Here is a 15808-nt window from a genome sequence, read left to right as displayed (position 1 = left end):
ACAGTCAGAGAAATCAGATGCCTGCCATAGCGTGACGTCCATCACCCCTGCCAGATGGGGTCTCCTTGTCGCTTACGCTGAAGTTCAGACCATGTGCGATTCAAAGGTCAAACGTGATGGCGAAATCGTACATTTCCAACTACTAATATATGAGCGGGGGTGGCGGTCAGGCTCGATTGCAATCTGCGAGCGACTTATCCATGTCGGTGGCCGCCGTTTGCACTGAACATATGGAGAGCTTCCGCACCGGCGCCAACTTTCACCTCGTCGCCGATCTCGTTGTGTGCTCGCCCGGAAACTCGGAAGATCAATTCGCTGCCGTTTTTGAGCCGACCATGCAGGAGGCTCTCGGCCCCGACTAGTTCGATACCGTCGATCCGGACCGTGGCCGCGAATGGCAAACCTGGTGAATCGGCGGGTATCGGGGAAAGATCCTCGGGGCGGATGCCGAGCGTATAGTCGGCATTCGGGCGCACCACATCCGGGGAGAGCGACCACCCCGCCGACATGTCCTTGCCTTGCAAGAGATTCATCGAGGGCGAGCCTATAAAAGTGGCAACGAACGTTGTCGCGGGTTTCTCGTAGAGCTCCAGCGGTGTACCGACTTGTTCAATCCGGCCGGCATTCACGACGACCAGCCTATCGGCGAGCGTCATCGCTTCCATCTGATCGTGCGTGACATACACGCTCGTCGTTCCGAGCGACCGCTGCAGCCGCTTGATCTCTATGCGCATCTGTCCGCGCAGCTTTGCGTCCAGATTGGAGAGCGGTTCGTCGAAGAGGAAGGCGGCCGGTTGCCGGACAATGGCCCGCCCCATCGCGACACGCTGGCGCTGGCCGCCCGAAAGCTGGCGCGGCTTGCGGTCCAGGTAGGGTTCGATCTCCAGCGTCCTGGCGGCGGTCGCTATTCGCCGGTCGATCTCGGCGGCCGGTGTATTGCGGTTCTTCAGCCCGTAGGCGAGGTTCTGGCGCACACTCATGTGCGGGTAGAGCGCATAGTTCTGGAAGACCATGGCAATATCTCGTTCGGCCGGTTCCACATCGTTGACCCGGCGCGTGCCGATGAGGATATCGCCGCCGGTGATGCTTTCGAGCCCGGCGATCATGCGCAGGAGCGTGGACTTGCCGCAGCCCGACGGACCGACCAGCACGACGAATTCGCCATCCGTCATGTCGAGCGAGACGCCTTTGATCGCTTCCACCGTGCCGTAGGTCTTGCGGACGTCTTTAAGGGTAATCTCAGCCATTACTTTTCTGTCTCCACAAGACCTTTGACGAACCAGCGCTGCATTAGCACCACGACGAGGATAGGGGGGATGATCGCCAGGATCGCGGTGACCATGACATAGTTCCAGGGGGTCGAGGCGTCGGTGAAGTCGATCATCCGCCTGAGCCCAATGATAATCGTATTCATCTTGGCGTCGTTGGTGACGAGCAGGGGCCAGAGGTACTGGGTCCAGCCGTAGATGAAGAGGATGACGAAGAGCGCGGCGATGTTCGTTGCAGAGAGTGGCAGCAGGATGTCCCGCATAAAGCGAAACGGCCCGGCATTGTCGATGCGCGCGGCTTCCACCAGTTCTCCCGGTATCGTCAGGAAGAACTGGCGAAAGAGGAAGGTCGCCGTCGCCGAAGCCATCAGCGGCAGCGTCAGGCCCGCATAGGTGTCGATCAGGCCTAGGTCCACGATCACCTTGTAGGTCGGCAGGATGCGCACCTCGACCGGAAGCATCAGCGTGATGAAAATCATCCAGAAGAACAGCATCTTCAGCGGAAAGCGGAAAAAGACGATCGCGAAGGCGGAGAGAAAGGAAATCACGATCTTGCCGACCGCGATTGCGATCGCCACGACCGTCGAGTTGAAAAGCAGCCGCTCGAGGCTGACGCCGACGACGCGCTCGACGCCGCCACCGACTGCTTCCTTGTAATTTTCCACGAGATGGTCGCCGATCGCGAGCGACATCGGCGGGCGCACGATCTCGATCGACGTGTGCGTCGACGCGACGAACGTGTAGTAGATCGGAAGCGCAACGATGATGATCCCGATCACGAGCACCAGGTGGCTGATCAGGGTGGAAATGGGGCGATTTTCGATCATCGGGGTCTCACGAGTAATGGACCCGCTTCTCGACGAAGCGGAACTGGAAGGCCGTCAGCGCAACGACGATGATCATCAGGATCACTGATTGGGCCGCCGAACTGCCGAGGTCGAGATTGACGAAACCGTCGTTGTAAACCTTGTAGACGAGCGTTTCGGTGGCCTTTGCCGGTCCCCCGCCGGTGACGGCATGAATGATGCCGAAGGTATCAAAGAAGGCGTAGACGGTGTTGACGACCAGCAGGAAGAACGTCGTGGGCGCAAGAAGCGGAAAGACGATAGTCCAGAACCGCTTGCTGCCGCGGGCGCCGTCGATCGCGGCGGCCTCGATCAGCGATTTCGGTATCGCTTGCAGGCCGGCGACGAAGAACAGGAAGTTGTAGCTGATCTGCTTCCAGGCCGCCGCAACGATGACCAGCCACATCGCCTGGTTGCCATTGAGGAGCGGATCCCAAACAAACCCGTTCCGGCGCAGAATGTAGGCGAACGTTCCCATCGCCGGATTGAACATGAAGAGCCAGAGCATGCCGGCAACGGCGGGGGCGACCGCATAGGGCCAGATCAGAAGCGTACGATAGATGTTGCGCCCCCGCACCACGCGGTCTGCCGACGTGGCCAGCAGGAGAGCGAGAGCCATAGACAACAGGGCCGTCGCGAGACTGAAGACCACCGTGACCTTCAGCGAATGCAGGTAGTCCGGATTGGACAGGATCGCCTGGAAGTTGGTGAGGCCGACGAAACCGGATTTCAGGCCGAACGGATCCTCGCGCAGGACCGACTGGTAGAGAGCCTGGCTTGCGGGCCAAAAGAAGAAGACGATCGTCAGGACGATCTGAGGCGCAAGCAGAAGATACGGCAGCACCTTGTTGGGAAACACGACGGACTGCATGAAACGTCCCCTCCAGGGAATACCAGTCCGCACCGCCTTGCGGTGCGGACATTTCGTTTAGAGGTTCAGTTTCCGATCGCTGCTTTGATTGCCGCGTTTGCCTTCGTTACACCTTCACTGAGCGCCGTCTTTGCATCCTTCTGGCCAGCAAGCATCGCTTCGAACTCTTCGTTGAGGATGTCTCGAACCTGCGGGAGGTTGACGAGGCGAACACCCTTCGAATTTTCGGTGGGAGCCTTGCCCATCATCTGCTTGATCGGCGTTTCCCGGCCCGGATTCTTTTCGTAGAAGCCGGACTTCTTGGTTTCTTCATAGGCTGCCAGCGTCACTGGCAGATAGCCCGAAACCTGGTGTAGCTGGGCCTGGGTTTCCGTTTTCGAGAGGAAGTGGAAGAACTCGGCCACGCCCTTGTATTCGCCGTCGCTCTTGCCGGCGAAGACCCAGAGACTTGCGCCACCGGGGATGGTGTTTTGTGGACCATGGCCTTCATAGTAGGGAAGCTGGCCGACGCCATAGTTGATCCCCGACTTCACGATGTCGCCGAGACCGCCGGATGATTCGGTCAGGATGGCGCATTCGCCCGACATGAACAGCTGCTTTGCTTCCGATGTGCGGCCGCCATAGCGGAACGTTCCATCCTTGGCGAGGTCGGCAATCGACTGGAAATGCTCGACGAAGAGCGCAGCGTCGATTTTTAGTTCGACTTCGAGGCCAGAGAGGCCGTTCTCGTTCGTGCCGTAGGGCACGTTGTTCCAGGCGGAGAAGTTCTCGGTCTGGATCCAGGTCAGCCAGGTCGATGTGAAGCCGCAATTTGCCGCCCCACTCGCCTTGATCTTCTTGGCCGCCTCGAAGACCTCGGGCCATGTGGCCGGTGGCTTTGCGGTATCGATGCCGGCCTTCGTGAAGGCGTCTTTGTTGTAATAGAGGATCGGCGAGGACGAGTTGAATGGGAAGGACAGCATGGTCCCGTCAGCCTTGGAATAGTACGCGACGATGCCTGGCAGGTACTGATCCTTGTTGAACTCGTAGCCGCCCTTCTGAAGAACGTCCGCCACCGGCACCACAGCGCCCTCGGCGCCCAGCATCACGCCGCTGCCGGCATCGAACACCTGCAGGATTGCAGGCGACTGCTTGGAACGGAAAGCAGCGATGCCCGCGTTCAATGTTTCAGCATAGGTACCCTTGAACACTGGAACGACCTTGTAGTCCGACTGGCTCTCGTTGAATTCCTTCGCAAGCCTTTCAACCGTTTCGTTGTTGGCGCCCGTCATGGCATGCCACCATTGAAGTTCCGTCGCCGCGAAGACATTGGAAGCAGCAAGGAGTGAAAGCGTGGATGTGGCCGCAAGAGTCCATTTGAAAGCTGACATGGTTGTTCCTCCGATTATTAAGACGACGATGTCTGTCTTGATCGCGTCGACCCTCCTCGATCAAACGCGACTGACTTTCGTGGCGAAAGTAGGCGGATTAAAAACGAACGGGAACGAACCTGCAAGAGAAAATGGAATGGCGAGTTCCTTCCTGCTTTTCGGTGGAATTTTCGTTCTGTTCATGCCCTCGAGCCGAATGGCGTCCTGCGGCATCTAGCTGTCCATGGTCAGGTCCACGACAATCTTTATAAGCCGCGCGTTCTCATTCTCGAGCTGCTTCAGCTTCGCCATCTTCGGCAACGAGCAACGCGGCGTCGATTCTCGCGGATCGCGCCTGCTTGGCTACCAACCTTTTGAAATTCTAACCTGGCACCTGCGGCTCGATTACTTGGGTTGCGCCGCAGTGACACTGCCTTCGCTACTAGACTGGTCTCCGGTGGCACGGCTTGTCAGTTCTACCGCTCCCCACGCAAGCAGGACGAGGGCTAGGCTCGCCGCAAGAACCAAAAAAACGCGCCTGCCCATTCCCGCCTGGCGCGTTTCCCTGGCAGAGAAGGTAGTCCTTTCGGCATCGTGCGTTGCTGACAGCGGCTCGCCGCGCTCGTCCAGTTTATCGGCCATTGGATCCACTCGGTATTCATTCGGACTAGTACCCCGCGCCCATCAATGTGGCCCGAAGGACGAACGAAAAACGGGCAGATGCTCAAATGGTTCCGAAACTCCTCCTTTGGAGGCCGGCCATAGTGCGACGATCAGGACGCGAATTTCACCTTGTTTGTCGCCGCGCAGCCGGCTCAATTTTCCCAGACAGCAGTTCATTGGCAAGGCGCAGATCGGCAACAAAATGCTCCCGCTCGCGATTGGCATTCAATCGATCGCGAATTCGCAGCAGGTATGATGGGTGGATTGTTACGACGATCAGAAACCGGGAACCAACTTCCAGCGGCCGCCCACGATCCTTGGTCACCCTGATCGATCTTCCGAGCAGTGCTCCTGCTGCCGTAGCGCCGAGCGCCACGACTACGGCTGGTCGCAGGCGGGCGAGTTCGGCGCCGAGCCACCAGGAGCAACGCTGAACTTCGCCGGCATTGGGCTTCGAATGCAGTCTGCGCTTGCCACGCTGCTCATACTTGAAGTGCTTGACCGCGTTGGTCAGATAGCAGGCCTCGCGTTCGATGCCGGCTTCCTCCAAACATTCGGTCAATACGGTGCCTGCGGGGCCGACAAAGGGCTTTCCCGCTAGATCTTCCTTGTCTCCAGGCTGTTCACCGACAAGCATAAGTTTCGCGTTTTCCGGACCCGCACCAAAGACAAGCTGGGTCGCATGCTTGTAGAGGTCGCAGCGGCGGCAATCCTCGGCTTGCTGTCGGATATCAACAAGCGAAAGACCGCTCATATGGGGGTTCTCAAGAGCCGGCCCCTGCGTGGCCGAATGTTCTGGACTGTTTCTAGTCGTTGCCATCGCTCGGCGATCCACGAATGTTGCGCGGCTCGGTTCGGCGATATGAAACTCGCCGTCGCGTTCCTTGATCCCAACAGGTCGTGCGTAGTTTCGTTCCCATTACCGCTTCCGAGCGCGACGAAGGTGGAGTGGGTTGCCTGGTGCGACCGTTGCTCAATCCCGATCCGCCAGGGCCACTAAGTCGGCAAATCCGGGGCAATTAATGTCAATGTCGGGAAATAGGTTCGATAGCGACCAACGTCACGCGTGAGCAACGGCAGCCCGCTGACGGCCGCATGCGCACCGATGAAGAAGTCTGGGAGAACGCCAGTTCTCGTTCCCCTGCTTTGCGATATCGTGTGAAAACCTTGCTTGCCAGAAAGAGAGCCTTTCGCGGCATTGGTGCCAGTTCAAATCCGGCTTGATCAGCTGTTGAAGCTTGTTCTCGTCCAGTCCGGTCAACGCGCCAACCGTGGAACGAGGTGGCGGCGGTTGATGGTCGCCGGGCGGCCCTTGATGGACAGGGTCGTATCGTGCTTTTCGCGTTCAGCCACGACCTTCCCATTCGCCACGACGCAAAGCCGCTCGGCGCGCAAGCGCACCGCCTCGATCGGATTGCCCGCATCGAGCACCACCAGGCTTGCGGATTTGCCAACGGCCAGGCCGAGATGATCGAGCCCCATGATCCCGGCGTTGACCTTGGTGACCATGTTGAAGCAGGTGCGCATGTCCGCGGGGGGAGGACATCTGGGCGACGTGCAATCCCATGAAGGCGACGTCGAGCATGTCGGCTGTGCCGAGGGAGTACCATGGATCGAGCACGCAATCCTGGCCCCAGCCGGTGCGGATGCCGGCCTTGAGCATCTCGGGCACGCGCGTCATGCCGCGGCGCTTGGGATAGGTGTCGTGCCGCCCCTGCAGCATGATGTTGATGAGCGGATTGGGAATTGCTGAGACACCGGCCTCCGCAATCAGCGGCAGCAGCTTCGAGACATAGTAGTTGTCCATCGAATGCATCGAGGTGAGGTGCGAACCTGCCACCCGGCCCTGCAGGCCGAGCCTCTTAGTTTCATAGGCAAGCTGTTCGATATGGCGCGAAAGCGGGTCGTCAGTTTCGTCGCAATGCAGGTCGACCATCAGGCCACGCTTGGCCGCGATCTCGCAAAGTTCGGTAACGGACCGCATGTCCTCGGACATGGTCCGCTCGAAGTGCGGGATGCCGCCGACGATGTCGACGCCCAGGTCGAGGGCGCGAATGATGTTCTCGCGCGCATTCGGCGAGCGATAGAGACCGTCCTGGGGGAAGGCGACGAGTTGAAGGTGGATATAGGGCGCGATCTGCTTCTTGACTTCGAGCAGGGCTTCCACTGCCAGGAGGCGGTCGTCGCAGGTATCGACATGGGTGCGGATGGCCAGGAGCCCCATCGTAGGCCAACGCGCGCTCCTTTACGGCCTCATGAGTCAGGAGCGGCTTGAGTTCGCCCCACAGCGTGATGCCTTCGAGGAGCGTGCCCGAGGCATTGACGACGCGACCGGCCTCGGCATCGATGCTGGGCTCGATCGCGGCGATCCTGTCGCCATTGATGCCGATATCGGCGACGGTTCCGTCGGGCAGCGTGCCGCCCTTTACAATCAAGTCGAAACTCATCTTTCGCCTTTCTGGTACGGGATCATCAAAGCTTTGGGATAGGTGGCGCGACGCGCGACCAGGATCAGCGCCAGGATCGACAGCGCATAGGGCATCATCAGGAAAACCTGATAGGGAACGATACCGCCCGATATCTGCTGCAGGCGAACCTGAAAGGCATCGAAGGCGGCAAACAGTATGGCGCCGATCAGCGCCTTCCCTGGCCGCCAGGAGCCGAAGACGACCAGCGCGATACAAATCCAGCCGCGCCCATTGATCATCTGAAAAAAGAAGGAATTGAAGGCCGAAGTAGTGAGAAAGGCACCACCCACCGCCATCAGCGCGCTGCCGATGGCGACGGCACCCGTGCGGATGCCGGTCACGGAAATGCCCTGGGCCTCGACCGCCGAGGGGTTTTCGCCGACAGCGCGAACGGCAAGGCCAATGGGCGTGCGGTAAAGAATCCAGGCGACGGCTGCGACTGACACGAACGCGAGATAGGTCAGCGGCGTCTGGGAAAACAGCGCCTCGCCAATGACGGGAAGGCTGGAAAGACCCGGGATCGGCAACGGCTGGAACGGCTCAATCTTCGGCGGCGACGTCACCTCGGGCAGCGCAAGCCGATAGGTGAAGTAGGTCAAGCTCGTGGCAAGCAGCGTGATGCCGATGCCGACGACGTGTTGCGACAGGCCGAGCGGTACGGTGAGTGTGGCGTGCAGCAAGCCGAACATGGCGCCGACAATGGCCGCGACCAGCACGCCGGCCCAAAGATCGCCGCCAGAATAGACGGTGAACCAGCCGGCAAAAGCCCCGGCCGTCATGATCCCTTCGATGCCCAGATTGAGAACGCCCGCGCGCTCGCATATCAACTCGCCCATGGTCGCGAAGATCAGCGGGGATGCGATCCGGATGGCGGCAACCCAGAAGGAGGCGGTGAAGAGGATTTCAAGCGCGTCCATGTCATCTCCACCTGATCCGGAATCGCGCCAGAAGGATCGCGACAACCATCGACAGAAGCGAAGTCGCAACCATGACGTCGGCTATGTAACTCGGCACTTTGGCGGCACGGCTCATGGCATCGGCGCCGACGAAGATGCCGGCGACGAAGATGGCCGATGCGATGACGCCGAGCGGATTGAGTATGGCGAGCATCGCGACGACGATGCCGGTGTAACCGTAGCCTGGCGACAGGTCGAGCGTCAGGTTTCCCTTGAGCCCCGAGACTTCGGAAAAGCCTGCAAGTGCGGCCAACCCGCCCGAAAGCAAGGCCGTCTTCATCAGCGTGCGGTTGACCAGAATGCCGACAAAACGTGCCCCCTCGGGATTGTGGCCGACGGCGCGCATTTCGTAGCCGAGAACCGTCTTTTTCATGACGACCCAGACGAGAACGGCCGAAACAAGCGCTATGGCGAAGCCGTAGTGCAGGCGCTTGCCCTGGATGAGGCGCGGCAGTTGGGCTTCAGCGATGACCTTTTGCGATTGCGGCCAGCCGAGCCCCATCGGGTCCTTGAGTACACCTTCAAGCAGCATCGACACGAACAGCAGGACGATGAAGTTGAGCAGCAACGTGGTGACCACCTCATCGACGCCGAAGCGGGTCTTCAGCACGGCCGGGCCGAGCAGAAGCAGCGCGCCTGCGGCCATGACGGCGACCATGATCACCGGGATCAGAACAACCGAAGGTAGCGGTAGTGTGCCGGTTCCCAGCACCACGGTGACGACGCCACCGATGTAGAGTTGGGCTTCCGCGCCGATGTTCCAGAGCTTGGCCCGAAAGGCGACGGCGATCGCCAGGCCCGTGAAGATCAGCGGCGTCGCACGGGTCAGGGTTTCCATAAGCGCGAACTGTGAGCCGGCCGCTCCCTTGGCCACGAGATAGAAGACGGACAGCGGCGAAGCGCCAGCGATGAGAACGAGCATCGACGTCAACACCAGCGTTGTGGCGATGGCTGCCAGCGGAAACAGCAAGGTGACCGCCAAGGACGGTGCAAGCTTTGGCTCAAGCCGCATGGTCGCCGCGCTCCCCGTCGTGGCCCGCCATCAGCTCTCCCAGTTGCCGAATGCTGCGCTCGCCGCGCGAAGACGGCGTCGAAAGGCGTCCCTTGGACATGACGATGACGCGGTCGGACAATGCCAGGACCTCCTCGAGGTCTTCGGATATCAGCAATATAGCCGCGCCCCTGTCGCGTGCTTCGAGCAGCATGCGGTGTACATATGCGACGGCGCCGACATCGAGGCCACGGGTCGGCTGGCTTGCAAGGATGACCGTCGGGTCGGGATCAAGGGCCCGGCCGAGGATTAGCTTCTGCATGTTGCCGCCCGAAAGCAGGCGCATGCGGGCCTCGGGCGAAGGGCATTTGACCTCGTAGTCGGTGATGAGTTTCTCGGCGAAGCCGCGGGCAGCCCTCCAGTTCAGGAAGCCCATGCGACTGAACCGCGGACTGCGGTAGCGTTCGCCGATGACATTCTCCGTCACGCTCATGTCGCCGATGCTGCCGATAGCGTGGCGATCTTCTGGAATCCGGGCCACGCCGTGGGCGAGTGCTGCGCGCGGCGACCAGTCGGCGACTTCCCTCCCGGCGATGGAGATGCTCCCGGTGGTCGGGCGCCGGATGCCGGCGATGAGTGCCGCAAGGCCAGCCTGGCCATTGCCGGCAACGCCGGCAAGGCCGGTGATCTCGCCGGCCGTGAGCGTGAGCGACACTTGATCGAGGCCGGCCCCGTTATACGGCGTCGTGGAGACCCTTTCGAGCGCCAGCAGCGGTGCACCCCGCTTTACCGGGTTGACCTCCGCCGGCTTGACCTCCTGGCCAACCATAAGGGCGGCTAGTTCTTTGCGGTCGGTTGAACCCGTTTCACGCTCGCCAACGAGCCGGCCGGAGCGCAGAACCAGCACCCGATCACTGACCGACATTACTTCGTGCAATTTGTGGGAGATGAAGATGATCGACAGACCCTTTGCGACGAGCAGCTTCAGTGTCCGGAACAGCGCATCGGTCTCTGCGGGTGTTAGAACGGCCGTCGGCTCGTCCAGGATCAGGAGACGGGCTTCGCGATAGAGTGCCTTCAAGATTTCGACGCGCTGACGTTCGCCGACCGAGAGCGTGGAGACGGTGGCGGCGGGTTCGACGGCGAGGCCGAAATCGGCCGACAGTTGCTCGATGCGCCGCCGCGCTGCGGCCCTGTCGAGCCGCATGCGCCAGAGGCTCTGCGTGCCAAGCGCGATATTTTCCTGCACCGTCATGTTGTCAGCAAGGGTGAAATGCTGGTGGACCATGCCAATGCCGGCATCGAGAGCCGCGCGCGGATCTCCCGGCGGAAGCGGCTTTCCGAAGGCCTCGACGGTTCCCTCGTCAGCGACATAGTGGCCGAATAGAATGTTCATCAGCGTCGTTTTGCCGGCACCGTTCTCCCCGAGAAGTGCTATGACTTCGCCCCGCTTCAGCTCGAAGGAAATGGCCTCGTTTGCCCTGAGTGGGCCGAAGCGCTTGCTGATGCCGGAAAGACGAAGGGCAGGGTTTCTTGACACGGCAGTGACCGGAAGTGGCGATGTGGGAAGGCTTCCTTTCCCGTCCAGGGAGAGAGTGGTCGCTTCCGGCGAAGGGTATCCCCCTCCGGCAAGGTTGCCCACCTCTCCCATGAACGGGAGCACAGGCTAGCTCGACTTAGGCTCGGCGTCGTTGATCTCGACGGTGAACGCGCCGTCCTTGATCATCTTTTCTTTCTCAGCGACCTTGGCCTTGATGTCGTCCGGAACCTTGCTGTCGAAGGTGCCGAGAGGTGCTAGCGAACAGCCGCCGTTCTTCATGAAGGAATAGACGCCGTAGTCGTCGGCCTTGAAACTGCCGGCCTTCACCTCGGCGATCGCCTTGTCGAGCGTCGGCTCGAAATGCCACAGCGCGGAGGCGACAACGGTGTCCGGATAGTCTGCCTGGGTATCGATGACATTGCCGATCGCCAGGATCTTCTTTTCCTTGGCGGCATCGGACACGCCAAAACGCTCGGCATACAGCAGATCCGCACCGCCATCGATCTGGGCGAACGCCGTCTCCTTGGCCTTGGGCGGATCGAACCACGAGCCGATAAAGGCGACCTGGAACTTGGTGTCCGGGGCAACTTCTTTCACGCCGGCCATGAAGGCGTTCATCAGCCGGTTGACCTCCGGGATCGGGTAGCCTCCCACCATGCCAATGTTCTTGGACTTGGTCATCGCGCCGGCGATGATGCCAGACAGATAGGATGCGTCCTGGATATAGTTGTCGAACACCGAGAAGTTCGGCACGGCGGCATCGGGCTTGAAGCTCGAGCCCATTAGGAAGGCGACGTCAGGATAGTCCTTGGCGACGGCGCGGGCGGCATCCTCGACGCCGAAGACCTCGCCCAGGATCAGCTTGTGGCCCGCCTCGCAATATTCGCGCATGACGCGCTCGTAATCGTTGTTTGCGGTGTTTTCCGAATAAACATATTCGATGTCGCCGCGCTCCTTGGCGGTATTGGCCGCCTTGTGAATACGACTAACCCACTGCTGCTCGACCGGGACGGTATAAACGGCTGCCACCTTTGTCGGGTCGGCAGCGAGCAGGCGGCTTGGAATACCCGCTGCAGCCACCGCGGCGGAGGCGCCGGCAATTTTGATCAGATTTCTTCTGGAAATGGCGAAATTGAAGGAATTGCTATGCATGAACTTCCCCTCTGATTGATTGCGCGTTTTGGAACGCGTCTTTTTACCACTTGGTCAATGTAGGTGAAGTTGAGGGTGGCAGCAATTGGACGCGGCATACCATTCAAACAGAAACGACGCGACCTCCGCGACAATTCATAAGTATTTTGGCGCGAAAGGCTCTGGAAGTGTCGCGCGCGATACGCAGAGGCCCATGTAGTGCGAAAGCTTCGCTAACACTGCCCTCAGCGTCCTGTGTGACATAAAGCGGGCGTTCAATGGTCAACAAATTGCCCCGCTGCCAACACTATACTCCGGCGATATAACCGGGAGAGAGTTCATGCGTCCTCTAGCCCAGTGCCAAGCGTTAATGGCGGTGGTTCTCGCAAGTGCGGCCGCCGTGGTTTCGACATCCGCGCCCGCTCAGGATCGACTCGGCGAGCGTGCGGCGATGATCGAGACGATCAAATTGCACGCCCGTTCGGCGCCGTCAGCGGTCGAGGGCCAGGGCGTCGATCCGGCTGTGCTGGAGGCGATGGGAAGGGTGCCGCGCCACCTTTTTGTGCCCGAGGAGCAACGTGGCGCGGCCTATCAAGATCGGCCACTGCCGATCGGATACGGACAGACCATCTCGCAACCCTTCATCGTCGCGCTGATGACGGACCTGATCAACGTTGGGCCTGGCGACGCTGTCCTTGAGATCGGCACTGGCTCGGGTTATCAAGCAGCCGTCTTGTCGCCGCTCGCAGCGAAGGTTTACTCGATTGAGATCATACCGGAGCTGGGCGAAAGGGCGGCCGCCCGATTGGCGGAGCTCCGCTTCGACAATGTCGAGGTGAGGGTGGGCGACGGCTACTATGGTTGGCCTGCGCTCGCGCCTTTCGACGGTATCGTGGTGACTGCCGCTGCAAGTCACATCCCGCCACCGCTGGTCGAGCAACTCGCCAAGGGCGGCCGGATGGTCGTCCCCGTTGGAGGCCCCTTCGCGACCCAGTTTCTCATGCTGGTCGAGAAGCGACGGGACGGAAGCATCACGACCCGGCAGCTGCTGCCGGTGGCCTTTGTGCCGCTGAGGGGAGGTAGAGCCCAATGAGAGCGGGGCGCCTGCTGCCGGTTGGTCTCATATCGGCGGCAACCCTTGCTCACGAAGTGCTGCTGATGCGGCTCTTTTCGATCATTCAGTGGCATCAATTTGCCTATATGATCATAAGCATAGCACTCCTGGGCTTCGGCGCGAGCGGTACGTTCGTTGCATTGGCCCGCCGCCCTCTGGTGAAACGGTACCCGGCCGCCTTCACAGCGTCGGCAGCGCTGTTCGGCATCACTGCGGTTGCCAGCTTCGCCGGTGCCGAACGCCTGCCGTTCAACGCGCTCGAGGTCGTCTGGAATCCGGGCCAGCTTGGTTGGCTCGCGGCTAGCTATGCTCTCCTGGTCCTGCCGTTCTTTTTTGGTGCCACCTGTATCGGCCTTGCCTTCAGCCGCCATCCCGGCCAGATCGGACGCGTCTATGCCTTCGACCTGGTCGGCGCTGGGGTCGGTGCACTGGGCATCGTCGGACTCCTGTTCCTGGTCTTTCCCGCTGCGGCACTGCGCTTCGTCGCGGCGTTGGGATTTGCGGCGGCTGCCCTTGCCACGACGGGCATGGCTCGCCATCGGCGGCTCGCCGCGGGCAGCCTCGGGCTTGCAGCCGCGGTCATCGCGGTGTGGCTGCCACCGTCCTTTACGGCCACCGGCCCGCACATGTCGCAATACAAGGGCCTAAGCATGGCTCTCGACGTCCCCAACGCGCGGGTGGTCGAGGAGCGATCAAGCCCGCTCGGACTACTGACAGTCGTGGAGAGCCCAAGCGTCCCATTCCGGTACGCGCCGGGCCTCAGCCTCGCCAACACCCAAGAGCCGCCCACGCAACTCGCCGTCTTCAGCGATGGCGATAGTGTTACAGCGATGACTGCCTATAGCGGCGATCCGGCGACGGTCGCTTATCTCGACCGGACAACGGCGGCGCTCCCGTACCGCATTCTTGCACGGCCGCGAGTGTTGGTCCTCGGTGCTGGTGGCGGCGAGCAGGTGCTGCTGGCGCTGCGCTCTGGAGCCGATCTCGTGGACGCTGTAGAGGTCAACCCGCAGATGATCGACCTGGCTCGCAATCGCTTCGCGAACTTCGTCGGCGGCATCTTCAGCCGACCGAACGTGCATCTGCATCTAGCCGAGGCGCGCGCCTTCGCTGCGACCGCTGGCGAGCGTTACGACCTGATCCAGATGCCGCTCCTTGACTCCTTCAGCGCGGCCGCCGCCGGCGTGCAAAGCATGCACGAGAATTACACCTACACCGTGGAGGCACTGCGGGATTACCTGGCGGTACTGAAACCAGATGGCGTCGTCGCCATCACGCGATGGCTGCGGGTGCCGCCGCGCGACATCCTTAAGCTGTTCGCCACGGCTACCGAAGCGCTTGAAGCGGACGGCGTGGCCCAGCCTGGCCGGCACCTGGCGCTGATCCGGAGCTGGAATACCGCAACCCTGCTCGTCGCCAAGTCGCCGTTCACTGGTGAGGACGTCGCAGCCATCGGCGGCTTCGCGGACGAGAATTTCTTCGACATCTCCTGGGCGCCGGGCATCTCCGCGAGCGACGTGAACCGCTACAATCAACTCGACCGCGAATATCTCTACGAGGGAGCCCTCGCTCTCCTTGGCCCTGAACGAGCCGACTTCACGGAGCGCTACAAGTTCGATATTGCGCCGGCCACGGACAATCGACCATATTTCTTCGACTTTTTCCGCTGGCGTGCGCTGCCCGAGCTCCTGACGCTACGCACCCAAGGTGGGGCAGCGATGCTCGACTGGGGCTACCTGATCCTGGTGACGACGCTCGTCCAGGCCGTGATCCTCAGTGCCGTCTTGATCCTCCTGCCGCTCTGGCTTCGCCGGCGCGCACTCGGGAGAGCCATACCCCGGCTGCGCTTCGGGCTCTATTTCCTTGCCTTGGGCCTGGCCTTCCTCTTCATCGAGATCGCCTTCATCCAGCGCTTCGTGCTGTTCCTCGGCCATCCGCTCTACGCCGTCGCTGTCGTGCTTGCGGGTTTCCTCGCCTTCGCAGGTCTCGGTAGCGCCTTGGCTGCACGCTGGGTGGCGGCGGTCGGATGCGGATCCGCGGTGCGCGGCATCACCCTCGCTGTCGTGGTAATCGCATTCCTGGCTGGGACCTACCTGCTCGCGCTGCCTTCGATATTCGAACGGCTGCTGGCACTCCCGGATGCCGCGAAGATCGCAATCGCGCTCCTCCTCATAGCACCGCTCGCTGTCTTCATGGGTATGCCGTTCCCCCTCGGCCTCGGCCACGTCGGCGCGCGCTCGGAGGAATTTCTTCCCTGGGCGTGGGGGATCAATGGCTGTGCGTCGGTGCTAAGCGCGATCCTCGCCGCACTGCTTGCAATGCATATCGGGTTCACTGGCGTCGTGACGATGGCCGTGATCCTCTATCTTGCCGCGCCGGCCTTACTCGCCGGGTCGCGGGATCACGTCGCAACACGTTAATCCAGATCGAACTGTTCGCGAGATAGGCGAAACGGGCAATCCTGCAATTGATGTCGGCACCCGTGCAAACAGGGGGAGGGCGTCCCAAGCAGCCGTGCGGCGTCCCATACGTGCGGCGAGGGGCGCCGTGCCCCCTTTCTTCTCGTCCACCCTCAGCTATTTATCCAAGAACAATCCTGCTCCGACTGGCAG

11 protein-coding genes and 2 pseudogenes are annotated in these 15808 nt (G+C 61.1%); 2 read left to right on the top strand and 11 right to left on the bottom strand.

The annotated features are described in order from the left end of the window. Positions 1–194 precede the first annotated feature (194 nt). From AC070A_RS32760 to AC070A_RS32710, 11 genes and pseudogenes are all read right to left on the bottom strand, one after another. Positions 195–1247 carry a sn-glycerol-3-phosphate import ATP-binding protein UgpC gene (locus AC070A_RS32760; protein WP_057251360.1) on the bottom strand — a complete coding sequence of 351 codons (1053 nt, stop codon included), beginning with the start codon at positions 1245–1247 and terminating at the stop codon, positions 195–197. Next, positions 1247–2095, bottom strand: coding sequence for a sn-glycerol-3-phosphate ABC transporter permease UgpE (ugpE, locus tag AC070A_RS32755; RefSeq protein WP_057251361.1), 849 nt, complete (start codon positions 2093–2095; stop codon positions 1247–1249). The genes AC070A_RS32760 and ugpE overlap by 1 nt, the downstream gene beginning before the upstream one ends. Positions 2096–2102: 7 nt before the next feature. Continuing rightward, positions 2103–2984 (bottom strand): sn-glycerol-3-phosphate ABC transporter permease UgpA, encoded by an 882-nt coding sequence (ugpA, locus tag AC070A_RS32750; protein ID WP_112996706.1) that lies wholly within the window; start codon positions 2982–2984, stop codon positions 2103–2105. A 65-nt stretch (positions 2985–3049) separates the two neighbouring features. Then, positions 3050–4354 carry a sn-glycerol-3-phosphate ABC transporter substrate-binding protein UgpB gene (gene ugpB / locus AC070A_RS32745; RefSeq protein ID WP_057251363.1) on the bottom strand — a complete coding sequence of 435 codons (1305 nt, stop codon included), beginning with the start codon at positions 4352–4354 and terminating at the stop codon, positions 3050–3052. 766 nt (positions 4355–5120) lie between these two features. Beyond that, a complete protein-coding gene (locus tag AC070A_RS32740) occupies positions 5121–5816 on the bottom strand; it encodes a UdgX family uracil-DNA binding protein (protein ID WP_112996708.1) in 696 nt (231 codons plus the stop codon). A gap of 176 nt (positions 5817–5992) precedes the next feature. Next, positions 5993–6222: pseudogene (locus AC070A_RS32735) on the bottom strand (type II toxin-antitoxin system VapC family toxin); the annotation flags it as partial. Positions 6223–6253: 31 nt separating this feature from the next. Next, positions 6254–7443 (bottom strand): annotated as a pseudogene (locus AC070A_RS32730) (cytosine deaminase). After that, positions 7440–8381 carry an ABC transporter permease gene (locus AC070A_RS32725; RefSeq protein ID WP_057251367.1) on the bottom strand — a complete coding sequence of 314 codons (942 nt, stop codon included), beginning with the start codon at positions 8379–8381 and terminating at the stop codon, positions 7440–7442. Before AC070A_RS32725 ends, AC070A_RS32730 begins: the two are co-directional and overlap by 4 nt. A 1-nt stretch (position 8382) precedes the next feature. Continuing rightward, positions 8383–9432: an ABC transporter permease gene (locus AC070A_RS32720; protein WP_113736916.1), complete on the bottom strand. Its 1050-nt coding sequence runs from the start codon at positions 9430–9432 to the stop codon at positions 8383–8385. After that, positions 9422–10951: an ABC transporter ATP-binding protein gene (locus AC070A_RS32715; RefSeq protein WP_112996710.1), complete on the bottom strand. Its 1530-nt coding sequence runs from the start codon at positions 10949–10951 to the stop codon at positions 9422–9424. The genes AC070A_RS32720 and AC070A_RS32715 overlap by 11 nt, the downstream gene beginning before the upstream one ends. A 126-nt stretch (positions 10952–11077) precedes the next feature. Beyond that, the gene (locus tag AC070A_RS32710; protein ID WP_057251369.1) at positions 11078–12103 is read right to left on the bottom strand and encodes a BMP family protein; all 1026 of its coding nucleotides are present in this window, start codon (positions 12101–12103) and stop codon (positions 11078–11080) included. A gap of 430 nt (positions 12104–12533) precedes the next feature. Here AC070A_RS32710 and AC070A_RS32705 point away from each other — a divergent pair, with 430 nt between their 5' ends. Together AC070A_RS32705 and AC070A_RS32700 are read left to right on the top strand one after the other, a co-directional pair. Then, the gene (locus AC070A_RS32705; RefSeq protein WP_492383657.1) at positions 12534–13175 is read left to right on the top strand and encodes a protein-L-isoaspartate(D-aspartate) O-methyltransferase; all 642 of its coding nucleotides are present in this window, start codon (positions 12534–12536) and stop codon (positions 13173–13175) included. Continuing rightward, on the top strand, positions 13172–15616 hold the full coding sequence (locus AC070A_RS32700) for a class I SAM-dependent methyltransferase (RefSeq protein ID WP_112996712.1): 2445 nt from the start codon (positions 13172–13174) through the stop codon (positions 15614–15616). Before AC070A_RS32705 ends, AC070A_RS32700 begins: the two co-directional genes overlap by 4 nt. Positions 15617–15808 lie beyond the last annotated feature (192 nt).

This window comes from Ensifer sp. GW101-20A05, assembly GCF_059424735.1.
The sequence above is the reverse complement of the archived record's forward strand: the minus strand, read 5'-3'. Positions and strand labels throughout refer to the sequence as shown.